The sequence below is a fragment of the Haloarchaeobius amylolyticus genome (genome assembly GCF_026616195.1).
GTDB lineage: Archaea > Halobacteriota > Halobacteria > Halobacteriales > Natrialbaceae > Haloarchaeobius > Haloarchaeobius amylolyticus.
On sequence record NZ_JANHDH010000001.1, the window covers coordinates 1,079,470 to 1,104,757 of the forward strand.

The 25,288-nt window shown below is 66.9% G+C and carries 40 protein-coding genes and 2 tRNA genes; 13 read left to right on the plus strand and 29 right to left on the minus strand.

Annotated features, from left to right (window positions below):
* Nucleotides 1-61 precede the first annotated feature (61 nt).
* The 25 genes from secY to NOV86_RS05610 are packed head-to-tail and all read right to left on the minus strand — an operon-like array spanning nt 62 to nt 14,305.
* Nucleotides 62-1,531, minus strand: coding sequence for a preprotein translocase subunit SecY (secY, locus tag NOV86_RS05490; RefSeq protein WP_267640264.1), 1,470 nt, complete (start codon nt 1,529-1,531; stop codon nt 62-64).
* 3 nt (nt 1,532-1,534) lie between these two features.
* A complete protein-coding gene (locus NOV86_RS05495) occupies nt 1,535-2,026 on the minus strand; it encodes an uL15m family ribosomal protein (protein WP_267640266.1) in 492 nt (163 codons plus the stop codon).
* A gap of 2 nt (nt 2,027-2,028) precedes the next feature.
* Nucleotides 2,029-2,493: a 50S ribosomal protein L30 gene (rpmD, locus tag NOV86_RS05500; protein WP_267640267.1), complete on the minus strand. Its 465-nt coding sequence runs from the start codon at nt 2,491-2,493 to the stop codon at nt 2,029-2,031.
* Entirely contained in the window at nt 2,493-3,143 is a 651-nt protein-coding gene (locus NOV86_RS05505; RefSeq protein WP_267640268.1) for a 30S ribosomal protein S5, read from the minus strand. The genes rpmD and NOV86_RS05505 overlap by 1 nt, the downstream gene beginning before the upstream one ends.
* A 3-nt stretch (nt 3,144-3,146) precedes the next feature.
* Nucleotides 3,147-3,698, minus strand: a complete 552-nt coding sequence (locus tag NOV86_RS05510; RefSeq protein ID WP_267640269.1) for a 50S ribosomal protein L18 — start codon at nt 3,696-3,698, stop codon at nt 3,147-3,149.
* A complete protein-coding gene (locus NOV86_RS05515) occupies nt 3,699-4,148 on the minus strand; it encodes a 50S ribosomal protein L19e (RefSeq protein WP_267640271.1) in 450 nt (149 codons plus the stop codon). It lies immediately after the preceding gene.
* A complete protein-coding gene (locus NOV86_RS05520) occupies nt 4,141-4,854 on the minus strand; it encodes a 50S ribosomal protein L32e (protein WP_267640272.1) in 714 nt (237 codons plus the stop codon). The genes NOV86_RS05515 and NOV86_RS05520 overlap by 8 nt, the downstream gene beginning before the upstream one ends.
* 3 nt (nt 4,855-4,857) lie before the next feature.
* A complete protein-coding gene (locus NOV86_RS05525) occupies nt 4,858-5,391 on the minus strand; it encodes a 50S ribosomal protein L6 (protein ID WP_267640273.1) in 534 nt (177 codons plus the stop codon).
* 4 nt (nt 5,392-5,395) lie between these two features.
* Nucleotides 5,396-5,788: a 30S ribosomal protein S8 gene (locus tag NOV86_RS05530; protein WP_267640274.1), complete on the minus strand. Its 393-nt coding sequence runs from the start codon at nt 5,786-5,788 to the stop codon at nt 5,396-5,398.
* 3 nt (nt 5,789-5,791) lie between these two features.
* Nucleotides 5,792-5,968, minus strand: a complete 177-nt coding sequence (locus tag NOV86_RS05535; RefSeq protein ID WP_267640275.1) for a 30S ribosomal protein S14 — start codon at nt 5,966-5,968, stop codon at nt 5,792-5,794.
* Nucleotides 5,961-6,485 carry a 50S ribosomal protein L5 gene (locus tag NOV86_RS05540; protein WP_267640276.1) on the minus strand — a complete coding sequence of 175 codons (525 nt, stop codon included), beginning with the start codon at nt 6,483-6,485 and terminating at the stop codon, nt 5,961-5,963. Before NOV86_RS05540 ends, NOV86_RS05535 begins: the two co-directional genes overlap by 8 nt.
* Entirely contained in the window at nt 6,482-7,183 is a 702-nt protein-coding gene (locus NOV86_RS05545) for a 30S ribosomal protein S4e (RefSeq protein WP_267640277.1), read from the minus strand. Before NOV86_RS05545 ends, NOV86_RS05540 begins: the two co-directional genes overlap by 4 nt.
* Nucleotides 7,180-7,536, minus strand: a complete 357-nt coding sequence (gene rplX, locus NOV86_RS05550) for a 50S ribosomal protein L24 (protein WP_267640278.1) — start codon at nt 7,534-7,536, stop codon at nt 7,180-7,182. The genes NOV86_RS05545 and rplX overlap by 4 nt, the downstream gene beginning before the upstream one ends.
* Nucleotides 7,533-7,931: a 50S ribosomal protein L14 gene (locus NOV86_RS05555; protein WP_261652022.1), complete on the minus strand. Its 399-nt coding sequence runs from the start codon at nt 7,929-7,931 to the stop codon at nt 7,533-7,535. The genes rplX and NOV86_RS05555 overlap by 4 nt, the downstream gene beginning before the upstream one ends.
* Nucleotides 7,931-8,284 carry a 30S ribosomal protein S17 gene (locus tag NOV86_RS05560; protein ID WP_267640279.1) on the minus strand — a complete coding sequence of 118 codons (354 nt, stop codon included), beginning with the start codon at nt 8,282-8,284 and terminating at the stop codon, nt 7,931-7,933. The genes NOV86_RS05555 and NOV86_RS05560 overlap by 1 nt, the downstream gene beginning before the upstream one ends.
* Nucleotides 8,275-8,640 carry a ribonuclease P protein component 1 gene (locus tag NOV86_RS05565; protein WP_267640280.1) on the minus strand — a complete coding sequence of 122 codons (366 nt, stop codon included), beginning with the start codon at nt 8,638-8,640 and terminating at the stop codon, nt 8,275-8,277. Before NOV86_RS05565 ends, NOV86_RS05560 begins: the two co-directional genes overlap by 10 nt.
* Before the next feature lie 5 nt (nt 8,641-8,645).
* Nucleotides 8,646-8,864, minus strand: coding sequence for a 50S ribosomal protein L29 (gene rpmC, locus NOV86_RS05570; RefSeq protein WP_267640281.1), 219 nt, complete (start codon nt 8,862-8,864; stop codon nt 8,646-8,648).
* A gap of 3 nt (nt 8,865-8,867) precedes the next feature.
* Nucleotides 8,868-9,791 (minus strand): 30S ribosomal protein S3, encoded by a 924-nt coding sequence (locus NOV86_RS05575; RefSeq protein ID WP_267640282.1) that lies wholly within the window; start codon nt 9,789-9,791, stop codon nt 8,868-8,870.
* Nucleotides 9,791-10,252: a 50S ribosomal protein L22 gene (locus tag NOV86_RS05580; protein ID WP_267640283.1), complete on the minus strand. Its 462-nt coding sequence runs from the start codon at nt 10,250-10,252 to the stop codon at nt 9,791-9,793. Before NOV86_RS05580 ends, NOV86_RS05575 begins: the two co-directional genes overlap by 1 nt.
* 8 nt (nt 10,253-10,260) lie before the next feature.
* Nucleotides 10,261-10,692, minus strand: coding sequence for a 30S ribosomal protein S19 (locus NOV86_RS05585; RefSeq protein ID WP_267640284.1), 432 nt, complete (start codon nt 10,690-10,692; stop codon nt 10,261-10,263).
* A complete protein-coding gene (locus NOV86_RS05590; protein WP_267640285.1) occupies nt 10,689-11,411 on the minus strand; it encodes a 50S ribosomal protein L2 in 723 nt (240 codons plus the stop codon). The genes NOV86_RS05585 and NOV86_RS05590 overlap by 4 nt, the downstream gene beginning before the upstream one ends.
* Before the next feature lie 2 nt (nt 11,412-11,413).
* On the minus strand, nt 11,414-11,665 hold the full coding sequence (locus NOV86_RS05595; protein WP_267640286.1) for a 50S ribosomal protein L23: 252 nt from the start codon (nt 11,663-11,665) through the stop codon (nt 11,414-11,416).
* Complete coding sequence (gene rpl4p / locus NOV86_RS05600) at nt 11,662-12,414, minus strand: 50S ribosomal protein L4 (RefSeq protein ID WP_267640287.1); 753 nt, start codon at nt 12,412-12,414, stop codon at nt 11,662-11,664. Before rpl4p ends, NOV86_RS05595 begins: the two co-directional genes overlap by 4 nt.
* A 3-nt stretch (nt 12,415-12,417) precedes the next feature.
* Nucleotides 12,418-13,443, minus strand: coding sequence for a 50S ribosomal protein L3 (locus tag NOV86_RS05605; protein ID WP_267640289.1), 1,026 nt, complete (start codon nt 13,441-13,443; stop codon nt 12,418-12,420).
* 4 nt (nt 13,444-13,447) lie between these two features.
* On the minus strand, nt 13,448-14,305 hold the full coding sequence (locus tag NOV86_RS05610; protein WP_267640291.1) for a putative RNA uridine N3 methyltransferase: 858 nt from the start codon (nt 14,303-14,305) through the stop codon (nt 13,448-13,450).
* A gap of 275 nt (nt 14,306-14,580) precedes the next feature.
* On the opposite strand from NOV86_RS05610, the gene NOV86_RS05615 reads away from it, so the two are divergent.
* The 12 genes from NOV86_RS05615 to NOV86_RS05670 all read left to right on the plus strand — a co-directional run bounded on the left by NOV86_RS05615 (nt 14,581) and on the right by NOV86_RS05670 (nt 20,631).
* Nucleotides 14,581-14,651, plus strand: a tRNA-Gly gene (locus NOV86_RS05615).
* 227 nt (nt 14,652-14,878) lie between these two features.
* Nucleotides 14,879-15,178 (plus strand): hypothetical protein, encoded by a 300-nt coding sequence (locus NOV86_RS05620; protein WP_267640292.1) that lies wholly within the window; start codon nt 14,879-14,881, stop codon nt 15,176-15,178.
* 53 nt (nt 15,179-15,231) lie between these two features.
* A complete protein-coding gene (locus NOV86_RS05625) occupies nt 15,232-15,519 on the plus strand; it encodes a hypothetical protein (RefSeq protein ID WP_267640294.1) in 288 nt (95 codons plus the stop codon).
* A 37-nt stretch (nt 15,520-15,556) separates the two neighbouring features.
* Complete coding sequence (locus NOV86_RS05630; protein ID WP_267640295.1) at nt 15,557-15,985, plus strand: NUDIX hydrolase; 429 nt, start codon at nt 15,557-15,559, stop codon at nt 15,983-15,985.
* Nucleotides 15,986-16,058: 73 nt separating this feature from the next.
* Nucleotides 16,059-16,129 (plus strand) — tRNA-Gly (locus NOV86_RS05635).
* 298 nt (nt 16,130-16,427) lie between these two features.
* On the plus strand, nt 16,428-17,012 hold the full coding sequence (locus NOV86_RS05640; RefSeq protein WP_267640296.1) for a hypothetical protein: 585 nt from the start codon (nt 16,428-16,430) through the stop codon (nt 17,010-17,012).
* 123 nt (nt 17,013-17,135) lie between these two features.
* Complete coding sequence (locus NOV86_RS05645) at nt 17,136-17,588, plus strand: universal stress protein (protein WP_267640298.1); 453 nt, start codon at nt 17,136-17,138, stop codon at nt 17,586-17,588.
* The gene (locus NOV86_RS05650) at nt 17,585-17,902 is read left to right on the plus strand and encodes an MTH1187 family thiamine-binding protein (RefSeq protein WP_267640299.1); all 318 of its coding nucleotides are present in this window, start codon (nt 17,585-17,587) and stop codon (nt 17,900-17,902) included. The genes NOV86_RS05645 and NOV86_RS05650 overlap by 4 nt, the downstream gene beginning before the upstream one ends.
* A 34-nt stretch (nt 17,903-17,936) precedes the next feature.
* Complete coding sequence (locus tag NOV86_RS05655; RefSeq protein ID WP_267640301.1) at nt 17,937-18,386, plus strand: ABC transporter substrate-binding protein; 450 nt, start codon at nt 17,937-17,939, stop codon at nt 18,384-18,386.
* Nucleotides 18,387-18,419: 33 nt separating this feature from the next.
* Nucleotides 18,420-19,352: a methenyltetrahydromethanopterin cyclohydrolase gene (gene mch, locus NOV86_RS05660; RefSeq protein ID WP_267640303.1), complete on the plus strand. Its 933-nt coding sequence runs from the start codon at nt 18,420-18,422 to the stop codon at nt 19,350-19,352.
* A complete protein-coding gene (locus NOV86_RS05665) occupies nt 19,349-19,837 on the plus strand; it encodes a double winged helix-containing putative transcriptional regulator (RefSeq protein ID WP_267640304.1) in 489 nt (162 codons plus the stop codon). Before mch ends, NOV86_RS05665 begins: the two co-directional genes overlap by 4 nt.
* Before the next feature lie 110 nt (nt 19,838-19,947).
* Complete coding sequence (locus NOV86_RS05670; protein WP_267640305.1) at nt 19,948-20,631, plus strand: HAD family hydrolase; 684 nt, start codon at nt 19,948-19,950, stop codon at nt 20,629-20,631.
* Between the two features lie 37 nt (nt 20,632-20,668).
* On the opposite strand, the gene NOV86_RS05675 is transcribed toward NOV86_RS05670, so the two are convergent.
* The 3 genes from NOV86_RS05675 to NOV86_RS05685 all read right to left on the minus strand — a co-directional run bounded on the left by NOV86_RS05675 (nt 20,669) and on the right by NOV86_RS05685 (nt 24,035).
* Nucleotides 20,669-21,619 carry a M48 family metalloprotease gene (locus NOV86_RS05675; protein ID WP_267640306.1) on the minus strand — a complete coding sequence of 317 codons (951 nt, stop codon included), beginning with the start codon at nt 21,617-21,619 and terminating at the stop codon, nt 20,669-20,671.
* A 79-nt stretch (nt 21,620-21,698) separates the two neighbouring features.
* Entirely contained in the window at nt 21,699-23,342 is a 1,644-nt protein-coding gene (locus tag NOV86_RS05680) for a GTPBP1 family GTP-binding protein (RefSeq protein WP_267640307.1), read from the minus strand.
* 120 nt (nt 23,343-23,462) lie between these two features.
* Entirely contained in the window at nt 23,463-24,035 is a 573-nt protein-coding gene (locus NOV86_RS05685; RefSeq protein WP_267640308.1) for a J domain-containing protein, read from the minus strand.
* Nucleotides 24,036-24,197: 162 nt separating this feature from the next.
* Here NOV86_RS05685 and NOV86_RS05690 point away from each other — a divergent pair, with 162 nt between their 5' ends.
* Nucleotides 24,198-24,377, plus strand: coding sequence for a hypothetical protein (locus NOV86_RS05690; protein WP_267640309.1), 180 nt, complete (start codon nt 24,198-24,200; stop codon nt 24,375-24,377).
* A 63-nt stretch (nt 24,378-24,440) separates the two neighbouring features.
* Here the strand turns inward: NOV86_RS05690 and pyrF are convergent, their stop codons facing one another.
* Nucleotides 24,441-25,247, minus strand: a complete 807-nt coding sequence (gene pyrF, locus NOV86_RS05695; RefSeq protein WP_267640310.1) for an orotidine-5'-phosphate decarboxylase — start codon at nt 25,245-25,247, stop codon at nt 24,441-24,443.
* Nucleotides 25,248-25,288: the final 41 nt, after the last annotated feature.

The following is a 25,288-nucleotide window of genomic DNA, read 5'->3' on the forward strand; positions in this document are numbered from 1 at the left end:
GACGTGACTCGAAAGAAAAACCGCCGAGCGGCCGGTGTGGCCGCGAGGGTACCAGTGCCGGCTAGTTGCCGAACATCTGGCGCATCATCGGATGCATCTCCATGAGCTGCTCCTCGGCGATCTCCTCGTACAGTTTGTACGTGATGGAGACCGTCAGCAGCAGCCCGGTCCCGGTGACGCCACCGACGGTGCCGAGCATGTTCGCCAGCACCGCCAGCAGCCCGACCAGGGCACCACCGATGACGGTGACCTGCGGGATGTACCGCTCCATCACCTTCTCGATGACGCCGACGTTCTGGCGGAAGCCGGGGATCTGCATCCCGGAGTTCTGGATCTGCTTCGCGGTGGCCTTCGGGCCCATGTCGGTCGTCTCGACCCAGAAGATCGCGAACACCGCACCGCCCGCGATCATGAACGTCAGGTCGACGCCGACCCGGAGGAGCACCTGCCAGATCTCCATGCTGGCCGCCTGCCCGGTCCCCCACCACATCCAGTCACCGGGCGACTGGATGGGCGCGAGGTAGTAGAACAGGCCACCGGTGGCCTGTCCACCACTGTACTGGGCTGCCCAGCCCGGGAGGCCGACCGTGCTGTTCAGGCCGCGCCCCAGGAACTGGATGTTCGCCTGCAGGGCGCGGACCAGGATCATCGGCAGGACGCTCGCGTAGATGAGCTTCACGGGGAAGCGACCGCGTGCGCCCTTGACCCTGGCGTGGCTGAGCGGGATCTCGACCCGCACGGACTCGGCGTAGACGACGATGGTGAAGATGAGTATCGTCGTCGCGAGGGCGATGAGCTGGCCCTCCGGCCCGAGCAGCCGCGCGAAGCCGTCCGCCGTCAGGACGTTGAAGTCGACGTTGCCGGCGACGATGGCGAACCATCGGCCGAACATGTCGAAGAAGCCGGTGACGAGGCTCTGGCTCACGCCTGCCACGATGAACAGGCCGATACCGGAGCCGACGCCCCACTTGCTGACGATCTCGTCCATGAAGAGGACGAGGACGCCGCCGACGAGGATCTGCGCGAAGATGAGCAACTGGACGGCGAGTCCGGCGTTCGCCTGTCCGACGATGCCGGCCATCGTCGTCGCCGCCGCCTGCTCGACCGGCAGGATGGCGTTCGAGAGGAACACCATCGGGAGGCCGGTCAGGCAGATCATCACCAGCACCAGCAGCTTCTGGAGGCCCTGGTAGAGCACCTGGTCACGCGGATCGTTGGTGTCGAGTCCGAGCAGGTTCGCACCGCCGAGCAGTTGCAGGACGATGCTCGCCGTGACGATCGGACCGATACCGAGGTGCAGTATCGAGCGATTCGCGCCCGCCAGTATCGAGCGGAACTGGCCGAACGCGTCGCCGCCTCCTCCCGCACCGACCGGGACCGTCCCGAAGACGGTCACGGTGGTGAGGAAGAAGTACAGCACCAGCACGCCACCCGTCCAGCCAAGCTTACGCTTGAACGGGACGTGGCCTTCTGGTCGCTGCACTGCGGGCATCCGCGTCAGGACCGGTTCGGCAGCCTCCTTCCATCCCATGGCTTATTCCTCGTCGGATGCGTCGTCTTGAGTGTCTTCCGGTTCGGGCTCCTCGGCGCGGTCGGTCAGGACGGCCTCGCCGCCGGCCTCCTCGATGAGGCCGCGGGCGCCAGCCGTGAACGCGTCCGCGTGGACTTCGAGCTCGTTGCGCACCTGGCCGCCACCGAGGACCTTCACGACGTCGGCCTCGTGACCGTCCTCGACGACGTCGCGAGCGTCGACGACGTAGCTGTCGCCGTTCTCCTCTGCGACGCCATCGGCGACGTACAGGGCGATGTCCTCGTCCAGTTTCTGGACGTTGATCTCGAGGACCTCGTCCTGGACGTCCTGCGGGCGCTTGAACCCGTGCTTGCCGAGCGGTTCGTAGTTGTGGAACTCGTGCTTGTCACGGCCAGCACGACCGCGGCCACCACGGTGACCGGCACCACGTCGGTTCTTGTGGGTGCCGCCGCCGTGTGTGCGCGAGCCGCGCTGGCGTCGTTTCTTGCTCGTCATGGTTATCGCATTGCCTTGAGGAGCTTGTCGATCTCCTCGGTCGTGTGCTTGCCGAGCTCGCCACCCTCCTTGGTCGGGTGCTTGATGCCGTCGTGCCCCTTCCGCGGCGGGTGCAGGCGCAGCACCGGGGAGAGACCCTGCTCGCGCAGCGTCGTCTCCTCGGCCAGCAGCGCCTCGGCGAGACTGGCGATGTCGTCGTACTCTGTGTTCTCGGCGAGCCACTCGTCGTCCACGTCGGCGTCGCCCTCGAGGGGCTCGGCGCGCTTGGCCAGCACGGTCTCGAGGACCGCCTGGCTCGGCTCGCCCATCGCGACGTAGTCGTTCACCTTCGTGAGCATCCCACGGTAGGTGGGCTCCTCGGGAACGAGGGTGGCGTGGTTGACACGGTGGATGTTGAGCATCTTCAGCGTGTCGTGGATGTCGCCGGACATGTCGACCTCACCGCGGAGCTGGACGACTGCCTGCATTATTCGGCCACCTCCTCGGGCTCGTTCTGCGTGCGGGCACGGCGCGACTGCGACGCGTTCTCCAGGGCGTTGAACGTCGCCTTGGCGAAGTTGACCGTCGTGCGCGTGTTCCCGTAGCTCTTGGTCCAGGCGTCCTCGATGCCGGCGAGTTCCAGCACCTTGCGGACCGTGTCACTGGCCGCCAGACCCAGCCCGAGCGGGGCGGGGATGAGCTCGACCTCGACGGACCCGGCCTTGCCGGACGTCCGGTGGGTGAGCGAGTGCGGCTTCGTGGAACGGTCCTCCCACGAACCGGAGCCGCGGGGGACGTCGATGATGTTCAGTTTCGCGATGCTGATGGCCTTCTGGATGGCAGCCCCGACCTGGTCGTCACGGCCTTCGGCGTACCCGACGTACCCGTCGCGGTTGCCGATGGCGACGACGCAGCGGAACTTCACACGGCGGCCAGAGTCGGTCATGCGCTGGACCATGTTGATGTCCAGCACCTCGTCGTCCAGTCCGGGAAGGAGCTGGTCGACGACCTCGGGCTCCTTCAGCGGGAGACCCGAGTTGAGGGCGGCTTCCATCGAATCGATGTCGCCCTCCTGTACCTTCTTGCCGAGTCGTGTGACGGGCTCCCAGCCGTCGTTGTAGCTGTTGTTTCGACTCATCGGTTAGAGCTCCATGAGGGTCTCGCGCACGTCGTCGAAGTGCGCGGGGAGGTCTGTTGCGTCGAAGTCGCCGCTGTACAGCGGCTCGTCGAGTTGCTCTGCGTACTCCGCGATGTGCTCGCCGCGGTTACGCGGCCAGTCAGCCAGCACGGCATCGTTGTGCGGGATCTCGAGACCGGCGTCGATAGCGCCCTCCTGGACGGCGAACACCTTCGAACCGGGCGTCGCCGTGTTGAGGCCGATGTCGAGCACGGCTTCTTCGAGACCTGCGTCGATGGCGCGCTTGCCCGCGAGGAGTCCGGTCAGGTACGCCGCCGGAAGGTTCCCCGTGGGAGCCTCCCAGCCGTACTCTGCCAGGTCCTCGGAGTGCGCACTCGCGAGTGTGTTGTCGCCGTCAGGGCCGGGGGTGACCAGCTGCGCCGTCATGTGCTTGTTGCTCTTGCGAGCAACGAGCCGGGGTTTCCCGGATTTCAGCAGGCGCAACCTCTGATGGTAGTCGGTCCGGACCTCGCGGCGACGCCGCATCGGAACCTTGTATCGTGGTCCTGTCGCCATTTATTCGTCACCGTAGTTGTTGTCGATGTAGTTCAGCAGGTACTGGACGCTGCGGAACTCCCCGCCACGGGCCTTGTTGTAGAGTTCACGGTACTGCGTACGCGTGATCTCCCCGTTGCCGCGGAGTTCGTTGAGCTTCTTTCGCTGCGCGCGAATCCGCTGTTGCCACTCCTTCTTGGAGTCGGAGCGCCCGCCTTTCTTGCCCTTGCGCTTGCCCGGGCCCTTCTGGTGGCCGTAGGCACGCTTGGCCTTGCGCTCGCGGGAGCGCCCCTTGGAGTTGCCTTTCTTCTCTTCCGCTCGGATCGAGCCCTCGTCGACGAGCTCGCGGATGTCCTCCCGGGTGATCGCTTCCGCGATGTCACCCTGGGACTCGGGGTCGAACCAGACGCGGTTCTTCCCGCAGTCGAGGACGTCCGCGGCCAGTCGCTTCTGGGCGGACAGATCAGTCATCCTGTTCCACCTCGACTTCCACGTATGTCGGGTTCAGCACCCGGATCTCCTCGTCCTCTGCCTGTTCCTCGATGCGCTCGCGCTTGCGAGCGCCGACGGTCGAGGCGATGCGCACGGCCTGGGTGTCGCCGTCGACGCCCTCGAGGTCGTCCGTGTTGTGGACACGGACCTCCTCGAAGCCCGACGGGTGCTTGCCGCGAACCTCGGTCGGCGTGCGGTAGCCGGCCTCGACCTTCGGGCCCTTGCCCTTGATGCCACGGCGCTGCTTGGACAGGCCGCCGCGGGGCTTGCGCCACGAGGTCGGGGTGCGCTTCTTCTTGTGGTAGTCCTGGCGGTTGAACTGCGGCTTGCCGTCCTTGCGACGCTTCTGGAGCAGGCGCTCCGTCTCGTCGTCGAGTTCGGGCGTCTTGTCGGCCAGCCCGCGGGGCTGCAGTTCGGTCTCGACGTCCTCGGCCTCCTCGGCCTCGGCCTCGTCTTCCTCGTCGCCTTCGATCTCTGCTTCGGTCTCCTCGGTGACTTCGAGGTCGCCGACGTCGGCCTTGATACGCGCAGCGAGCGCGTTCCCGATGCCTTCGACCTCTGCGAGGTCGGACTGGGAGGCCTTCTTGATGTCTTCGACGGTCTCGAAGCCGGCGTCGCGAAGGGCTTCCGCCTTCGTCTCGCCGACGCCGCTGATGTCTTCGAGTTCCTGGGGTTCGTCTGCCATGCGTTAGGCACCTCCCTTGCGAGGCTTCTGCGTGATGTACACGCCGTCCTGGAAGACACGCGTGTCCTTGCCGCTGACGCGTGTCAGCTGCTCGATGTCGGCGGCGGTCTGCCCGACGTCCTCCTTGCTGGGGCCGCTCAGGGTCAGCTCCTCGCCGTCCACCTGGACCTGCGTGTCGCCGTGGATGTTCGTTCGTCGCGGTGCGCGCTCACCGAGGAAGTTCTCGATGACGACCTCGCTGCCCTCGACGTTCACCTGCATCGGGAAGTGAGAGTAGAAGACTTCCATCTCGTACTCCCATCCCTCGGTGACGCCGTGGAACATGTTCGTGACGTGGCTCTCGAAGGTCCCGACGGTCGAGTTCGTCTTCGCGTTCTCGACCTCGGACTCGATGACCACCTGGTCGTCCTCGACGCTCACGGTGATGTCGGGGTACCAGAGGCGTCGTGTGACCGACCCCTCGGGACCCTCGACGGTGAGATCGAGATGGTCCACCTCGGCGCTTACTTCGTCCGGAATGTCCAGTTCTACTCGCATTGTTCTAGTAGACGTATGCGATCACCTGGCCGCCAACGCCCTGCTCGCGTGCTTCGTAGTGGCTCATGACGCCCTGACTGGTCGTCACGATGAGCGCACCGTAGTCACGCGCGGGGAGGTATCGCTTCTCCCACTTCTCGTACTCGTCTGCCGCGACGGAGTAACGAGGCTTGACGGGGCCGCATTCGTTGATCGCGCCTTTCAGTTCGACCTCGAACCGACCGGACTTGCCGTCGTCGACGTACTCGAAGCCGTCGATGTACCCGTGGTCGTAGAAGACCTCGAGGACGGAGCCGATCTGGTTCGAAGCGGGCTTTACCGTGTGTGTGAGATGCCCGACACTCTCGGCGTTGTTCACACCGGAGAGCGCGTTGCTGAATGGGTCGTTCGCTGTCATGGATTATCGGTACTTTTTGAAGCCCATCTCACGGGCGATCTCCCGGAAGCACTGCCGACACAGCCAGATGTCGTACTTGCCAACGAGGCCCTGCTTGCGGCCACAGCGCTGGCACTCCTCGTACTGGCCGGTGCGTTTGGCAGCCTGCTCACCGGTCTCTTCTTGTTCGCTTTCACTCATCTGTGTTCACCTCGACGTCGAACTCGGATTCGAGGAACGCGATGGCGTCCTCGGGGGTGAGGCGATGGCCCGACGGGATCTGCCGCGAGCGCTTGTCACGCTTCGTCACGCGGTAGCCCGGGCGGACGAGGTTGACCGTCACGTCCAGCCCGAAGATACCGACGTTCGGGTCGTACTCCTGGGACGGGAACTCGGTGTGCTCTTCGACACCGAAACTGAAGTTCCCGGTCTGGTCGAACTGCGTCGCGGAGATCTCCGCGAGGGGCAGCGCCGTCTCGAGGAACTCGACCGCGTCGTCGCCGCGAAGGGTGACCTTCGCGCCGATGGGGTCGCCCTGGCGGATGCCGAAGTCCGGGAGGGTCTCCTTCGCCTGCGTGCGAACGGACTCCTGCCCGGTGACCTCCTCGAGGATGCCTTCAGCGTTCTGGAGTGCGCGGCCACCTTCGCCGACGCCCATGTGGACGACGACCTTCTCGATGGTGGGTGTGCGCATCTCGTGCATCTCGGCCTCGCTCATTCGTCATCACCCGTGAAGTTCTCGTCGATGACGACGACGTACTCCTCGATGGTCTCGAACGAGCCGTCGTCCTGCTCGACGACGACGGTGTTGTTCCCGGAGCCCATCGTCACCTGGATCTCGGAGATCTCGCCGACCTCGCCCGCGTGACTGCCCTTGACGGCGGTCACGAGCGCGCCTTCCTCGTACGGGAAGTGGGCGACGATCTCGTTGGTCTCGTTGTCGATGACGACGGAGTCCTTCGTGCTGTACTCGCTGGCGTCCGCGAGCTGCAGGTTCTGACCGTCGTGGAGCGAGACCTGCGTCTCGCCACCGGTGACCTGCTGCTTGTCGACGATCTTGCCGAGCTTCGAGTCCGCCGCGTCCTCGTCGATGGGCGAGAGGGCCAGTCGGCCGCCCTCGTCCGGGAAGACGCGGTAGTACTCGTCACGCTCGGTGAACGCGACGATGTCGAACATGCCGATGGGGCGCTGTTCGTCGGAGACCGCCTTGCCGTTGACCAGGACGGTGCCCTGGTTGAGGGCGTAGCGGGCCTCCTTCTTCGAGTCGACGTAACCGAGGACGTCGCGGAGCAGGATGACCAGCGGGACACCCTCCTCGCCGTGCGGGCCGGCGTCGGCCTTCACGGTGAACGTCTCGGTCTTACGCTCGACGGGCCAGGACTTCGGAACGGAGAGTCGCTTCTGGTGCTTCGTCATTCTGCATCACCTTCCAGACGCGCCTGCCGACGCTCGTCGTCGAGGTCGACCTCCGTGATGCGGACGTTCGAGGGCTCCAGACGGCGGGGAACCTCCTCGCCGTCGGCCTTCTCGAGCGTGACGCCCTCGACCGAGATGGTCGTGGACTTGAGGTCGACGTCGAGGACTTCGCCCTCTTCGCCGGCGAAGTCGCCGCGCATGACCTCGACCGTGTCGCCCTCGTTGACGCGGGCGCGACGACGGCCGTACTCCTCACGGAGGTCCTCGGACAGCGTCGAGCGGACCTGCTTCTGCTTCTTGTGCAGGGGGGCGCGTGCTGCCTGGTTGCGCTGTTTGCGTGGTTGTCGTGTCATACTATCATCGTAGCCGTGGATGCGATGCTTCCGAATCGCTCTGCCACTTCACGCGCGATGGGGCCCTTGATCTCCGAGCCCTGCGGTTCCTCGTTCTCGTTGATGAGGACGGCCGCGTTGTCTTCGAACTTCACGCGCGTTCCGTCGGGACGACGGATCGGCTTGCGCTGCCGGATGATGACGGCTTCCTTGACCTGGCGACGCTCTTCGGGCGTCCCCTTGGTCACGGAGACGGTCACCTTGTCACCGATACCCCCCTTGGGGTGTCGGTTCTTGGTTCCGTGGTAGCCGGCGATGGAGATGATCTTCACCTCACGCGCGCCGGTGTTGTCGGAACACGTCAGCAGCGAGCCCTTCTCGAGGCCCTGGGTGACGTCGGCTTTGAGGGCCTCCATCACTCCTCACCTCCTCGGGGCTGGTAGGTGTCGTCGTGAGCGAGCTGCTCGACGACGACGTGGGCTTTCGTCTTCGAAAGTGGTCGTGTCTCTGCGATGCGAACCGTATCGCCAACCGTGAGGTCCATGCACGTCGGTGCATGGGCCGGGACCCGCGAACGCCGCTTCATGTAGCGGTCGTACTTGGGAACCCGGACGTCGTACTCACGTTCGACGATGACGGTTTTGTCCATGTCTGTGGAGGCTACCGTCCCTTCGAGTGTCTGGCCGCGCACGGCGAGCTCGCCGTGGAACGGACAGTCGTCGTCGGAACAGGTACCCTCCGGTTCGGGTACGTTCAGTCCTATCGCCATTTCGAATCACCTGTGGTTTCGGTGCGAAGGGCGGGTCGTGAGAGCAGTCTGACTCCATCCACCGTAACGTAGGCGACGTCGTCGCCGGTAGGGATGCCCGGTTTCGACGTCGTCCCCGACCCCTTCGCGGGGTCGGCGGTTTCATCTGTGAGTCGGAACTCGAATACCGTGCCTTGCTTCGGCACCTGGCGCACCCGAGAGTCCCCATCGACACGGTCCTCCACGTGGAGGGTCTGCATCGTCTCGATGACGATGCGACCCGCTATCCCGACGAGGTCGGGGTTCGCGGCGTCGACGACCTCCACGTAGAGGCCGTTGAGTTCGTGTCGTGGGAGCGTCTCGGGTGTCAGCGCCATGTGATTTATTCTTCGTCTGTCTCGAAGTCGCCTTCTTCCTGCTGGATCGTCTTGATCCGCGCGATGGTCTTGCGCAGCTCGCCGATGCGACCCGGGTTCTCCGGGGCACCACCAGCGGCCTGCACGGCCTTCGCGTTCAGGAGTTCGGTCTCCAGTTCTTCGAGCTCTTCTTCGCGCTCACGCGGGGTGAGCTCGCGGACTTCGTCGGGGTGGAGAATCGCCATGATCTACTCCTCCTCGTCTTCGTCGTCCATCTCCTCGACCATCGCGGCCGCCTCCTCTTCGACGGCCTCGTCGAGTTCTTCCAGTTCGTCTTCGATGTCCTCGTCGCCCTCCGGGACCTCGACGTCGTCGAAGTCCTCGGTGGCGTCCTCGTCGAGGACCTCCTCGACGACCTCTTCCTCCTCGGGAGCGCCCGGTTCGGCGGCCTCGCTGGGCTCGCCCTCCTGGGCTTCCTCGACGATCTCGTCGAGTTCCTCTTCGTCGGGCTCCTCGAGCAGTTCCTCGACGGCCTCGTTGGCCTCGACGGCCTCGGGGGCGACCTCGTTGACGTCCTCGCCCTCGTAGATCTCGAAGTCGTCGGGGAGCTCGGCCTCCGGCGGGATGATCTTCACCGTGACGCCGATGGTACCGAGCTTCATGACGGCGACACCCTGGCCTTCGTCGACGATCTCCTCTGCGGGTTCGCCGTTGTGCTTGATGTAGCCGTCGTTGAACTTCTCGACGCGCGAGCGCGCGCCGGTGACCTTCCCGGAGAGGACGATCTCGGCACCGAGGGCGCCGGCGTCCATGATGCGTTCGAGCGTCGTGTGGCCGGCCTTGCGGAAGTACCAGCCGCGCTCGAGCGCGTTCGCCAGACGGTCGGCGACGATGCGTGCGTTGAGGTCGGGTTCTTCGACCTCCTGCACGTCGATCTGGGGGTCCTCGAGGTTGAACTTCTCCTCGAGCATCGTCGTGACCTTCCGGATGTTCTCACCGCCCTTGCCGATGACCATACCGGGCTTCTCGGCCTTGAGCACGATCTGTGTGCCCATGGGCGTCTTCGCGACCTCCATGCCGCCGTAGCCAGCTCGACCGAGTTCCTCTGCGAAGAACTCGTCGATCTGGGACCGCTGCATGCCGTCTCGGATGAACTGATGTTCGTCTGCCATTAGTTCTCGACCTCCTCGACGATGATCTCGACGTCGACCTGCGGCGTGTTCCACGCCGTGGCACGCCCCATCGCGCGGGGCTTGCGACCCGGCGACTCGCCGACCTTGTGGGCGGCGACGTGGACGATCTCCATCGTCTCGCCGTCGAAGCCCTGGTGGTCGGCGTTGGCTGCGACGTTCTCCAGCAGGTCGAGGAACGCCTTGCTGGCCTTCTCGGGGTAGCGGCCGGCGTCCCAGCCGTCGATGTCGCCCTTGTGGCCGACGCCGCTGTTGTGCTGCTTGAACGGAACGGACCGCTCGCCCTTGATGACCGCGTCGAGGTACTCCTGTGCCTCGCCGACGGTCTTGCCCTTGATCTCTCGGGCGATGGCCTTGCTGTGCTTGTTGCTCATGTGACGCTCCCGGAGCATGGCCTTGGCCGTCTTCTCCGGGTCCGCGTCGACGCTGTAGTTGATTCCCATGGTTTCGATCACTTCAGGGGCACGAACTTCGAGGAGCGCGTCGCACCGATACCTGCCTGTCCGTGGGTGACGGACGAGCGTGTGAGCTGGAACTCGCCGAGGTAGTGGCCGATCATCTCGGGCTTGACCTTGACGCGTTCGAACTCCTGACCGGTGTAGACGGCGAACGTCAGGTCGACGAACTCCGGCAGCACCGGCATGTCGCGCAGGTGCGTGCGGATCGGGTCGTTCGCGCTCTGTTGTTCGTCGTACTCACGGGCCTTCTCGAGAAGCTTCTGCTTCTCGACGGAGAGACCACGCTTGATGCTTCGCCGCTGGCGTGCGGGCAGCTGTTCTGCGACCTCTTCGAGGTCCATCTCCTGCAGCTCGTCGAGCGTGTAGCCGCGGTAGGTGAACTCCTCGTCGTCGTCGCGGCCGGTTCTGTAGTCGGTCTGGGTCATTTGTTACCACCTCGGCCGGTACGCCGAGACGCGATGTCACCGACCTTCCGTCCCGGCGGTGCGTCGCGGGAGACGGACTTCGGTCGGCCCGGGTGCTGGCGGCCACCACCACCGAACGGGTGGTCGACGGCGTTCATCGCCACGCCACGCACGTTCGGCCACTTGGTGCCGCGAGCCTTCATCTTGTGATACTTGTTCCCTGCCTTCACGAACGGCTTCTCCGTACGCCCACCACCCGCGACCACGCCGACGGTGGCGCGGCACTGCGGGTCGAGGCGCTTCATCTCGCCGCTGGGCAGCTGGACGACCGCAGCCTTGCGGTCGTGGGTGATGAGGTCGGCGCTCGTCCCGGATGCGCGGGCGAACTTGCCGCCGTCACCGGGCTGGCGCTCGATGTTGCACACCGGGACCCCCTCGGGGATCTCGGCGAGCGGGAGCGTGTTACCCGGTGCGATTTCGGCGGAGACACCGACCTGTATCTCGTCGCCCACGGTGATGCCCTCGGGCGCGAGCACGAGGCGCTGGTCGCCGTCCTCGAACTCGACGGCCACGACCGGTGCGGACCGGGCGGGGTCGTGTTCGATGTCGACGACGGTACCGCTGACGACGTCCGATTCCTCAGGCGTCTTGTGCGAGAGCTCAGCCTTGTAGCGGTGCGAGGGGGCACGGAACGTCGGCCCACCACGACCACGTCGCTGGCCCTGGATTCTTCGTCCCATTCTTAGAACACCCCGATGCGAGAGGCGACTTCCTGTGCGTCGTCCTCCTCGGAGAGGCGGACGATGGCCTTCTTCTGGCCCTTCATGGTGACCTGTGTGTTCACCTTCTCGACGCTGACGTCGAACTGCTCCTCGACGGCCTCCCGGACGTCCGGCTTGGCCGCGTCGAGGTCGACGACGAACTGGAGCTTGTTCTCGAAGTCCATGTCGTTCATCGCCTTCTCCGTCACGAGCGGGTACTGGATGACGCTCATCGGTCAGCCACCTCCGCGATCGCGGACTCGGTGAACACGGTCAGTCGACCACCCTGTGCGCCGGGCGCGAGGTCCTCGACGTTCACGTTGTCTGCCGTCGCCACGTCGGCGCCGGCGAGGTTGCGTGCGGCCTTCGACGGGCCGGCCTCGCTGGAGGTGACGAACAGGATGGACTTGGGCTGCTTGTACTTGCGGCCACGGGTGGTCCCGCGACCGGCACGGACCGTCTTGCCCTCGTCTGCACGGTCGATGTCGTCGTGTGCGCCGACGGCCTCGAGGAAACTGACGACCTCCTTGGTCTTCAGCAGCTCCTCGAAGTCGTCGGAGACGACGAGCGGCAGGTCGACGTCGTCGTCGAACGCGTGACCGCGCTCGGCGACGCGTTCGGCGTCGACGGTCGCGGCGAGCGCACTGCGGAACGCAAGCTTGCGCTCCTTCTTGTTGATCTGCTCGCCGAGGTCCTTCTCTTCTTTCGGCGGGTGCGCCTTGCGACCACCGACGGTCTGCGGGACGCGAACACCCTGGCCGTTCGAGCGCGGCACGTGTGCCATGCCGCGGCCCGAACCCATCGATTCGCCGGACGTACGCATGCCGGCGTAGTCGTCGGCACCGTACGGCTGTTTTCGGTTGGCCTGGGCGGCGCGGACCGCACGCGTGATGAGGTCCGGACGGAAGGCCGTCTCGAAGACCTCGGGGAGGTCGAGCGTGTCGGCCTCGGAGCCGTCCAGGTCGTAGATTGTTGCCTGCATGGTTTATCCCTGGTTCGATGCTGTGGACACGTAGCGCACCTCGGGGTCGAGGCGCGGCTGGTCGTTCGGTCGGATAGCCGGGCGGAAGCGCAGGAGGCGCTTGTCCGGACCGGGAAGCGAGCCCTTGACGAGGGTGAACGGACCGCCGACCTCGCCGTAGTTGACGAGACCGCCGTCGACGTTCACGTCCTCGACGTCCTCACCGTCGCCGATGCGGATGACGCGCTTGTTGAGTTCCGTGCGCTGGTGGTACCCCATCTGGCCCTGCTGGGGAACGGTCGAGCGAACGCGGCTCGGGTTCCACGGGCCGAGGTTACCGATGCGACGCCGCCATCCCTGGCGGGCGTGCTTGCCCTTGCGCTTCTGGACGCCCCAGCGCTTGACCGGGCCCTGGGTGCCCTTCCCCTTCGTGACGCCGGAGACGTCGGTGTACTCGCCGGCGCGGAAGGTGTCTTTCATCTCGTGCACGCCGCCGTCCTCGATGAGCTCGAGGCCGTAGTCGACGCGGTCCGCGAGGGAGCCACCGCCGATGCGGGTCTCCATCACGTCGGGCTTCTTCTTCGGTACCGACGGGACGTCGCTGGGGACGGTGTGCGTGATTGCACGAACGTCCGCGACCTTGCCTGCCTCGACGGCGTCGCGGAGTTCCTCCGCGTCGGCCTCGGGGCTGGCGTCCTCGGGGAGGTCCAGAACGCGGTCGAGTTCGTCGTGGAACTCGCCGGTCCAGACCTCGGTGAGGGGCTTCTTCCCGTACGGTGTGTCTTCGTACGCTCGCAGGGCGACCGCCCGCATGGGCGGGGTCTCCACGATGGTGACGGGGACGGTCTCCTCCATCCCTTCACGGGGGGAGTCGGACTCGTCGTTGATCATCACCACGTGGGTCATGCCGGCTTTGTAGCCAGCGAAACCCTGCAGCGTCGGCTGTCCGTCGTCGTCCGGCCACGAGTTGAAGCGCGGGACCTCGGAGGTCGCACGCTTGCGCGGGCCGAACCCGAGCGAGCCTTTGCGTGGTCTGCTAGGTTGTGGCATTGTATCACTCGTTGAGTGTCAGGCAGGCAAGCGTCGCGAACAGAGCTTCCTCCGTTCTGACGACCTTGCTGCCCTGGTTCGGAATCGAGTTCAGCCAAAGGTCGAACCCTCCGGCGTTGGGTTCGGTGGCGTCCTCGTTTCGAGCGGCCTGTACATCGGCCACGTCGATGCCGAGTATTTCAGGCAGCCCTCTGCCCGGCGACCCGAACACGACGGTCATCCCGTCGTGCCGGATCTGCCCGGTCAGGCTCGCGAGTCGCCCCACGGTGAGTTCTTCACCGTGGCGCGAGGTCGCGATGCATAGCCCGGCGTCTTCACGCCCGAGCGCTGCCTGGAGGCCCGTGCGTTCGACGACGAGGCCCTCGATGGGCTCGTCGGCGAGTCGCGCACGGACCGGACGTCGCGAAGATACCCTGACGGTTACGCGTTCTCCCTCGTCGGGCACCTCCATATCGGGTGGTGCGACGAGCGAGATCGGGTGTTGCAGTCCGCAATTGACCCGGACGCGCCTGTCAGGTCCGACCTCGGTCACGATTCCCTGTCTTAACGACCCCGAACCGTCTGATTCGGAGCCGGTCTGCGACGAGGCGCGGAGCGGCGGCAAGATACCGGCGTACTCCAGTTCGCTTCGATGCCCCCACGCCTCCTTTCGGAGGTAGGGGGGTGTCGTCGCGTATTCGAGTACGGTGCTGACGAACCCGCCACCCCATCTGGTCTCGCCGTCTTCGTCGGGGAAGACGACCAGCCTGTCTGCCCGGAAGACCGTCGCCGCACGGGCGACGTAGCCGACCTTGCGAGTTGCCTCGCGTTTGTCTTCGGCTTCCCGGACGAGGGATGACGGCACGAGCACGCTGGTGGTCATGCCGTGACGCTTCGACGCCTCGCCACTAGACTGTGCCGAATTTATTCTGGCCCATCGTAAAAGGGTGCCGGATTGGAATTCCGGTTGTGACGGCGACTCACGCCCCAATGAGGGTGTTTAGCGTTCACATGGGCTGTCATGCTCGCGTACGTGCGGGAATCAAGATACTACTGGTGGTGAGGCGGCCGCAGTCTGGTGGTTTCTCTCTCCCACGGACCGTCCGATTCAGAAGCCTTATATTACGTCCAGCAGTTACGTTTGAATGCAGACGAAGCGCACTGGTAGTGTAGTGGTATCACGTGACCTTGCCATGGTCACAACCTGGGTTCAAATCCCAGCCAGTGCATTTCTCCGAAACTCACACCCAAGAGCGACCGCTTTGCGTGTCGCGAGCATGGTCGAGTTTCGGTGGATGCGTGACGCTGGAATTTGAACCAGCGAGCGAAGCGCCAGCGGAGCGAGTGAGGTTCGAATCCCAGCCAGCCGGTTCACAATCCCGGCCCACCCAGCCACCCGACTCCTCGTTTCGCTTCGGTAACCCGTATCAACGATTCTCTCCTCTCTCTACCTGTCATGAGCGCGCTGTTCGCGGGGGGGTGGCGACCGTTCGTCAGGGACCTCCTGCTCATCTTCGCCGTGTTGGTTCTCGTCAGCGTCACCTTCGCCGGCTACAACACGCTGACCTACGTCGCGGTGCTGGCCGCCCGGGTCACCCGGGACATGTTCCTCACCGGCCTCGGGGACGGCATCGAGATGTACCTGCTCGTCGGCGGGTTCCTCTTCGTCGAGGCGCTGATCGCCGCGACGGGCCTCGCACTGGTCAAGCGTCGCCTCCGCCGACTGTTCCGGTCGCCGCCGTCGTCGGCCGGGTGACTGCACGGTATAGCATGGCGCTGGCTTTAGCTGTGGGACGAGTACGGGACGGTATGCACGAGACGTCCTCCCACTCGCGCTCGTTCGCCGCATCGGTCCTGCGGCTGACGGCCATCCTGCTCGGTCTCGCCCTGTTCGTCCCCGTCACGTTCTTCGCGTGGTACTTCGGCATCGTCGCCGCGGACCTGGTCCAGTTACAGCTGGGCCTGCCGGACGGCCTGTGGTTCGAGGTGGTCGCCGGGGTGGTGTTCGTCCTCGAGCTGCTGCTGGTCGCGACCGTCGTGGTCGCGTCCTCCCGGGTGGTGACCGACCTGACGGACCGGGCCGGCTCGGCACGCTGACACAGGCTTTTTACCGTCCTCCCGAGTCGGAACGGGCATGTCCTGGCGCGACATCAGACCGACAGCCCTGGGCCTCATCTGGCGCGACGACGAGCTGTTGCTCCAGCGGTACGACGCGGCCGAGACGTTCTACCGGCCACTCGGCGGCGGGCTGGAGTTCGGCGAGCAGGCACGGGACGCGCTGGTCCGGGAGTTCCACGAGGAACTCGACCGGGAGGTCGTCCCCCGGGACCGCGTCGGGGTGCTGGAGAACGTCTTCACCTTCGAGGGGACGCCGGGCCACGAGGTGGTGTTCGTCTTCGAGGCCGAGTTCGCCGACGACGGCGCCTACGAGCAGGAGACGTTCGAGGGCGTCGAGGACGACGGGTCGGGGACGTTCACCGCGAGCTGGGAGCCTGTCTCGCGGTTCGTCGAGGGCTCGGCGACCCTCTATCCCGACGGCGTCGTCGACCTGCTCGACGCTTGACCACCCCGCCGTCGCCGAGTCATATCGTAGGGTATTAGAAGGCTCGGCCCATCGGTTGAGGTGTAGTCGAAGCGCACTGGTAGTGTAGTGGTATCACGTGACCTTGCCATGGTCACAACCTGGGTTCAAATCCCAGCCAGTGCATTTCTCCGAAACTCACACCCACGAGCGACCGCTTTGCGTGTCGCGAGAACGGTCGAGTTTCGGTGGATGTCACACTGTGATTTGAACCCGCGAGCGAAGCGCCAGCGGAGCGAGTGAGGTTCAAATCCCAGCCAGTCGAATCAAGAATGCAGCCACCGATATCCAGTTCCTGTTACCATCCGTGACACTCTCCACGATGGACCTATAGGCCCGCTAACAGCCCTGTGCAAGGTTTTCCGGGTTTTCACATTCACTCCGGGGTGGGGCTTTTTATCGAAGCCCGCGAGTCTGAAAGACTGTGAAACTGCTCCAACGACTCACCGGACTCTTCGGAAGCGAAGACGGGGGTCAGTCGCCGGACGCCGCGACCGAACAGGCGGCGACACCGTCGTCTCCCTCCGACACAGCAGCGGCGGCCGACACGGGCGCTGAGGCGGCGCCGGAGCCTGCTGACGAGACCGAACCGACGCAGGCGGACGACGACGCCGGCCACGAGGCGGACGCCGACGAGGCCGACCCGGAGCCGCGCGACCGGACCGAGGTGTTCCGCGAGCAGGCGGCCGCCTGTGTCGCGGCGTGGCCCGAGGCCGACCTGGACTACTCGCCGGCGTCGCTGGAGCGACTGGACGAGGTCGCCGCAGAGCTCGCCGACGAGGGGGCGAACGACAAGCAGCACGTGCTCTCGCTGGGGAGCTACTTCGGGGAGACGCTGCTGCGCCAGACCGAGGGCGAGTGGCGGAAACCGGAGAGCGGGGCCTGGGCGGTCGTGCTCACCGGTGAGGAGACCGACGTGACCCTGAACGTCTTCCAGATCGCCGACGGCGCGCTCTCGGGGACGAGCGGGTTCGCGGCGACCTACCGGTCGGTCGAGCGCCGGTTCTGACGCACGCGTCGTCCGTCGGGCATCGACGCTGGTGCCCCTCGACCGCAAGCCGTGGCCGGGGTGGGAGTGACACTGTGTCCCTCGGGCAACCTTTTTTTCACCCCCTGTCGAACATCGGTGGATATGGAACGCGCACTTGCCGTCATCCGGAACGACTCCGAACAGACCCAGTCCCTCATCCGAGAGGCCGGCGAACTCGCCGCCGGGGTCGACGCCGACCTCTCCCTGCTCCACGTCCTGCCGGAGGAGGAGTACGAGGAGATCATGTCCTCGCGACTGGAGACCAAGGGGAAGAGCTTCCCCCTCGACGAGGCCGAGATGGAGGCCGAGCACTTCGCGACACAGGTCGGCCACAGGGCCCTGGAGAACGTCGACATCGAGTACGAGGTACTGGGGACCGTCGGCCGCGAGGAGCACGCCATCCTCGACGTCGCCGAGGAACTGGAGTGCGACCACCTCTTCATCTCGGGACGCCGCCGGTCCCCGAGCGGGAAGGCCCTGTTCGGTGACCTGACCCAGCGCATCCTCCTCAATTTCGACGGGCGGGTGACCGTCCAGCTCCACGAGGAGGAATGACGGTCGTCGCCTTCCTCTCGGTCGCCCCCGTCGTCGAGGGGAGCATGGCCGGCGAGGTCGCGAAGGCGGTCGCCGCCCTCGAGGACTTCGACGTGACCTACGAGACGACCCCGATGGGGACGACCATCGAGGCCGACGACGTGGCGACGGTGTTCGCCGCCGCCCAGGCCGCCCACGAGGCGGTCGACGGCGACCGCGTCTCGACGTTCCTGAAGATCGACGACAAGCGGACGAAGACGACCACGGCGGACGACAAGGTCGCCGCGGTCGAGGGACACCTCGGACGGCCCGCCCGGAGCGACCCGGACGAGTAACCAGACTTTTGACCTGTCGGGTCGTCGGGGGAGTATGCGCAGACGGTCCCTGCTCGCAGCCCTCCCCGGTACCGGTCTCGCCCTCCTCGCCGGCTGTTCCGGCAGCGCGTCCAGTAACGACCCCGGCGTGAGACGGTGTTCGAGCGACAACGTGACACACGGTGCGGGCGACCTGCTCGACGGTGGTGTCCAGGTCGCCGACGTCGACGACCACGCGGCGGTCCTCGTCCCCATCCCGGGCGACCGCATCGACGAGGTCTCACGGCTCGTCGTCGAGTGGGACGGTGAACGTGCCACGGTCCCGGTCGAACCGAAGACCGAGACGACGACGGGTGGGGCGAGTCGCTTCCCCGTCGACGGACCGGTCTACCACCAGCGACTCGGCGACCCCGACTGGACCGGCAGTCTGACCGTGACGGCGTACGGGACCGACGACGCGGTCCTCGACTCCTTCGGATTCAGCTGGCACTGCGACGAGAACTGAAGCCATTTATCCGGAGGCGCACAACCCTCGCGCATGGAGAGTCTCAACCGGATGGCCATCGAGCTCGTCGACGAGGCCATCGACTTCGCGGAGGTACTCGATATCGGGGCGTACGAACTGGAGAACGAGGCGACGGTCCTCGACTTCGGCGTGGACTTCCACGGGGGCGTCGAGGCCGGCGTCCTCCTCGCCGAGATACAGACCGGCGGCCTCGCGACCGTCCAGTCCCGCATGGGCGAGGTGGCGGGCGCGCCGATGCGCTACGTCGACGTGACGAGCGACCACCCAGAACTCGCCCTGCTGTGCTCGCAGAAGGCCGGCTGGGAGGTCAGCGTCGAGGACTTCGAGGGGCTCGGCAGTGGTCCCGCCCGCGCCCTCGTCGGCGCCGAGGACGTGTTCCAGCGCGTCGGCTACCACGACGCCTTCGACCTCACCGTCCTGACCATCGAGTCCGACGCCCTCCCGGGCGAGGCCGTCGCCGAGCACGTCGCCGAGATGACAGAGACGAACACCTCGAGCGTCTTCCTCGCCGGCTTCCACACCGCGAGCCTCGCCGGCAGCATCAGCATCGGTGCCCGCGCCGCCGAACTGGCGGCGTTCCGACTCTCGGAACTGGGCTACGACCCGCTGAACCTCGTCTCGGTCTCGGGCACCGCCCCTGTCGCCCCGGTCGCCCCCTCGGAGGAGGAGGCGATGGCGCGGACCAACGACGCGCTGGCCTACGGCGGGCAGGTCACCCTCACGGTCGAGGAGGACTTCGACCGCTTCGACGAGGTCGTCTCCAGCGCGAACGACCAGTACGGCGAGCCCTTCGCCGACATCTTCGAGACCATCGACTGGGACTTCCACGAGCTCGACGAGAGCGTGTTCGCGCCGGCACAGATAACGGTCGACGTACTGGGCGGCCCGACCCACGTCTACGGCGAGACCGACGAGGAACTGCTCGCCGAGTCGTTCGGACTGTGAAGTTCAAGCACGTCCCCCCAGCGCCCGACTCGCTCGACTTCGTCGAGACCGCCCAGCGCGCGGTCCCCCTCGTCCCCGGCAGCGAGGACGACTGCTGTGCCCGCATGCTCCAGCGCACCGACCTCGTCTCGCGCGACCAGGCCGCGACGTGGCTGACGTTCCTCCGGGCGGTCGGCCTCGCCGAGGAGGGGCCGAGTGGCTTCAGCCGCATCCGGCAGGAGCCGACGCGTGAACACCTCCAGGAGGCGTTCCTTGCGGGCGTCTTCGGCGCCGAAGACGTGCTCACCATCCTCCGCGAGGCGGACGAGCCCCTCACCGCCGACGCCGTGTTCGAGCGCTACCGCGAGCAGGTACCCCAGTGGGAGCGCCACAAGAACCCGAACACGTGGGAGGAGGTCTGGTCCGAGAAGGTCGAGTTCGAACTCGGCTGGCTCGCCCTGCTCGACCTCGCGGAGCGGACCGACGACGGGTACCGGGCGGCCTGAGTCCGGGACGGCCCCAGACCGGGACGGCCCCAGTCCGGGGCGACGAGGCTCGGGACACCGTCTCACCCCTGCCCTGTGATTTATCTCGCTGGACGGCCCACTCTCGCCCGATGACTGCCCCCGTCGACACCGTCCTGTTCGACCTCGACGACACCCTCTGTACCTACCGCCGGTCGGTCCCGGAGATGCTCGACGTCGCCTTCGAGGCCGTCGGCGTCGACCCCTTCTTCGCGGCCCCGGACTACTACGAGCGCTACGACCGGTTCGTCGACGACTGCTCGGGGATGCGCGAACTCCGTGCGACCTGCTTCGCCAGCCTCGCCGAGGAGACGGGGTACGACCCCGACCTCGGCCGGGAACTCGCGGCGGCCTACGCCGACGAACGCGACCACGGGAACGTCGAGCCACTCCCGGGCGCCGGTTCGGCGGTCGAGGCGCTCGCGGGTGACCACCGGCTCGCGGTCGTCACGAACGGCGCGCCGGAGATGCAGGGCCAGAAGCTTTCGGCCCTCCCGTTCGCCGACGCCTTCGAGCACGTCGTCCACGCCGGGTACGACACGCCAGCGAAGCCGGCCCCCGACGCCTTCCACCACGTCCTCGACCTGCTCGGGAGCGATTCTGCGAGGACGGTCCACGTCGGGAACTCGCTGCGCTCGGACGTGGCGGGGGCCCAGGCTGCCGGCGTCCGGGCAGCGTGGCTCGCCGGCGAGGCTGGACAGCACCCGGGAACGGACGAACCGACCCCCGAGTACGTCCTCGAATCCCTGGGCGAGTTGACCGACCCGCCCTGGTGACCGGCGAACGAACCGTGAACCGGCGAGAAAAGCCGGGTTACTGTATCTCGATGCGCTGCCAGGCGGACTCCGCCTCCTCGACCAGGCGCTCGATACGTTCCTGCATCGGGGGATGGGTCGCCAGCAGTCGGGTGAGCGTCCCCTCCTCGGAGCCGTGGATGTACAGCGACGACAGCAGTCCACCCGGCGGCTCGGAGGCGCGCTGGATACGGGCGAGCGCCCGGGCCAGCGTCATCGGGCTGCCGGTGAGTTCGACCGCCCGGTCGTCGGCCGCGATCTCCCGGCGGCGCGAGTGCGCCCGCAGTGCCAGCGTCAGCACCAGCATCACGACGACCACCGCGGAGGCGACCTGCGCGTGGGTCCGGCGGAGGTGCTCGCCGAAGGGCCGGGGGCGCTCGCCACGGATCCACCGCAGCGACCGCCGGAACCCGGCCACGAGGAGCCCGACCGGGAGCAACAGGAGGAAGACGAACCCGCTGACGGTCTGGGCGACGCTGAACCCGAGCGTCTGGACGAGGCTGTCGCGGCTCTCCAGGTGGGCGAGTTCGTGGGCGACGATGGTCTCCAGTTCGTCCAGCGAGAGGATGCGGAAGAGGCTCGCGTCGAGGACGACCACCCCACGCTTGCGACCGCCGAGCGCGAGCGCGTTCGGGGCGTGCATCCGGGCGACGAGCAACTGCGGGCGCTCGACGTCCAGTTGCTCGCTCAGGCGGTCGACCCGGGCGTGGAGCTGCGGGGCTCGCTCCCGGGGCAGGTCGACGGCGTCCAGCGACCGCAGGATGCGGGCGGTCCCGCCGCGGTAGCTCGCGTAGCCGAACAGGAGCGCGGACGCGAGCATCGCGGCGACGAACAGGACCGGGTCGGGCCGACTGGCCCAGAGCGACGCCGCGACCTCGGCCAGCAGCGACCCGACCAGCAGGTAGCAGCCGACGAGGACCAGCCCGGTCACCGCCATGGAGAGGCGGACCGCGGACGAGCGACTATCCATCTGTGCTACCTGTTCGACCGCCAGCAAAAAACGTGTGTCGGGCGACCGTGTCCCCCGGTTGCAGTGTGACGGCAGGTGGTCACTCCCGGTAGACGTTGGTGACCGTCCCGACGCCCTTGGACTGGCCCTCGCGGAAGACGAAGCGCTGGCCCTCCTCGACCATGTAGGGCTTGAACTTGAACCGGACGCGGGTGCGACCCTTGTCGCCGGGCAGGAGCCGACCCTCCTCGGGCGTGAAGACCGACGCCTCGCTGATGGTCTCCAGGTGGACGACGGGCTCGTATCCCTCGCCGATGCGGGTCGGGTGGTTGAGCACCATCACCTCGGCCTCGAACTCACGGACGGTCGCGGGGTCGCTCTCGCGGGGGACGAGCGCCATTCCACGCTCGATCTCGTTCTCGGCGACGCCCTTGAGCGCGATGCCGACGATGCGGCCGGCCTTGGCCTCGTCGACGCGGTGGTAGTGCATCTCGATGGACCGGGCCTCCACCTCGCGCCAGGAGCCGTCGGGCATCGGGCCGAGCAGGAGTTCGTCGCCGGCCTCGACCTCGCCGGACATGATGGTGCCGGAGGCGACCGCGCCGACCCCGGTGACGGAGTAGGTCCGGTCGATGTACATCCGGAAGTCGCCCTCGGTCCCGGCGGTCTTGGGCAGGCGCTCGAACAGCTCGTCGAGGGTGTCGAGGCCGTCCATCGTGACCGAACTGGTCGTGAGGATGGGGACGACCGTGTCGCTGATCTCCTCGACGGCGGCGTCGACCCCGTGGCGGTCGACCCGCAGGGGCGTCTTGCCCACGTCGCGGAGCAGGCGCTCGACCTCGCGTTCGACCTCCTCCAGACGCTCCTCGTCCACGATGTCCTTCTTCGTGAGGACGACCATCGTGGGCAGGTCGGTCGCCAGCAGGACGCCGAGGTGTTCCCGGGTCGTCTTCGTCGGGCCGTCGTCGGCCGCGACCGTCAGCAGGCCGTAGTCCAGTTTCTGGCCGACCAGCCCCCGGATCGTGGTGCGGAGCCACGGCTCGTGGCCGACCGTGTCGACGAACGAGACCAGCCGGTCGGACTCCGTGACGATGCGGGCACGGTCCTGCTTGCGGTGCGGGTTGTTCATGTGGACCGGGCCGTCGTCGTTGAAGCCGTAGACGGCGTAGGAGAGGTCCGCCGAGAGGCCGCGTTCGACCTCGTGCGGCTTCACGTCGAGGTAGCCGCGGGTCGCCCCGTCGCCGTCGTCGGCCTGGCCGGTGACCAGCGAGCCGACGAGTGTGGACTTCCCGTGGTCGACGTGGCCCGCTGTCCCGACCACGATGTGCTCGTCGTCGGTCTCCAGCACGCCGCCCTCGCGGATCTCGGCGACGCCGACGATGCCTCTGGTGGCCTCTGCATCCTCGGTGGTCCCGCGGTGGACACCGGAGTCGCTGACGCCCCACGTCTGGACGTTCTCGATGTGTGCACCCGCCTCTTCGGCCAGCAGGCTCAGCACGTCCATGGTCTCCGAGAAGACGTCGGGTTCGATACCGGCGAGGCCGCCATCGTCCGTGACGCCGACGACGTACATCGCTTCGCCGTCGCCCGAGAGGACGCGGTGGCGCAGTTGCGCCGCCAGACTCTCCCGCCGGCCGTCGGCGAGGTGGACGTCCTTCGAGAGTCGCTCCTTGAATTCGACGTTACCGCCCTCCTGTTCACCGCGCTCGAGGGCTCGCTCCAACACGGCCCGGTCAGGGCTCATATCTCCGGGTTAGGAGACAGGTGGCAAAAGACTTCTCGTCTTATGACAATTGTTATCACAATACGTTCTGAGGGGTCGCGGGGGACACCCCGGCCCCGTGAGTAGTCTTTCCGGCGTGCATCACCAGTCGTCCTTGAGCCGCTCGTAGGCCGCGTTCACCCGCTTGAACGCCTCCTCGTCGCCGTCGGGGCGGTCCGGGTGGACGTCCTTGACCTTCTCCCGGTACGCCGCCCGGATGGCGTCCTCGTCGGCGTCCGGCCGCAGGCCGAGCCGGGAGAGCGCCTGCTTGCGCGTCGGGCCGTCCGACATCTGGACGGTGCGGCGCTGTCGCTGGCGTCGGCGACGCTCGTCGGAGACGCGGCCCGCCTGCTGGAACCGTGCCCGGCGGCGGCGCTCCTCGGCGGCGCGGCGGGCCTCGCGGGCGAACCGGCTCCGGCCGCCGCGGGCCCCTTCCTGGGCCTTCTGCTGGGCGGTCCGGCGGCGCTCCCCGAACCCGTCGGCGTGTGTCGCGGCCGCGACGCGCTCGCGGAGCTTGCCGCTCGCCTGGAACCACATGAAGTACGTCGTGGCGGCGAACGGGAGCGCGACGCCGAGGACGACGAACTCGCGGGTCACGATGGCGACGACCGCGAGGACCGTCGTCAGCCCGGCGAAGACGGCTGCCAGTCCGAACAGGAGTGGCGAATCTCGCACGCTGTGACGATACGTGCCACGCGACCCTAAACGACTCGGTGCGCTGGGGGGCACGGTTCGGAAGTAGGCGGGCAGCAGGTACAGGGTGGCGGATGGAGGGTGGGAGTGCAGGTGGCGGGTGCAGGGCGGGAACCTAAGGCCTGCGGCGTGCTACTCTCTCGCATGAGCGTCGCAGGCCTCTGCCAGATATGCGAGGACGCCAGAGCCCGCCAGCACTGCAACCGCTGTGGGGCGATGGTCTGTGAGAACCACTTCGACCGCGACCACGGCATGTGCCTCGACTGTGCGAGCCGGGCCGACCCCCGTGGCGTCGACGAGGGCGCAGACACCTACCAGTTCTGAGTCCGGCGAAGAAGCGGGGCCGGGGGCCGGGGGGCCGGGTGGGCGGTCGCGGGACCGTCCGGTTCAGTCGCGGTACCGGTTCAGCCGGGTCTTGAGCCGCTTCGCCGACTGGCCGGCGGCCTGGAAGAACCCCTTCTCGTCGTGGGCGTTCTCACCCGCGAAGATGATGCCCCGCGAGGAGTTGACGAGGCCGACCCCGTCGGCGAGGCCGTACTCGACCGCGGCCTCGGCGTCGCCACCCTGTGCGCCGACGCCGGGGACGAGGAACGGCAGGTCCGGTACCTGTTCGCGCAGCTCCTCGAGTTCGTCCGGCGTCGTCGCACCGACGACCAGTCCGACGTTCCCGTGCTCGTTCCAGAGGTCCGCGAGGGCCGCGACGCGCTCGTAGAGGGGCTCGCCGGAGGCGAGTTCGAGGTCCTGCAGGTCGGCGCCGCCGGGGTTCGAGGTGCGACAGAGGATGAACACGCCCTTGTCGGCCCGCGAGAGGAACGGGTCCAGCGAGTCCCGGCCCATGTACGGGTTCACCGTGATGGCGTCGGCGTGGTCGAGCAACTCGGCGTACTGCCGGGTCGTGTTCCCGATGTCGGCGCGCTTGGCGTCGAGCAGGACGGGGACGTCCTTCCCGTGGGCGTAGGCGATGGTCTCGCGCAGGGCCGCCCAGCCGTCGCCGTCCTCGTAGAACGCCGCGTTCGGCTTGAAGCAGGCCGCGTGTTCGTGTGTCGCGTCGATGATGCGGCGGTTGAACGCCCACCGGGGCAGGTCGTGGTCCGCGAGGAACTCGGGGATGCGGTCCGGGTCGGGGTCCAGCCCGACCGAGACGACGGTGTCCTGCTCCCGAATCCGCGCGCCGAGACGCTCGAAGAAGCTCATTTGATTGGCGTGGGACTGGGCCGATTAAGAGGGTTGCTATC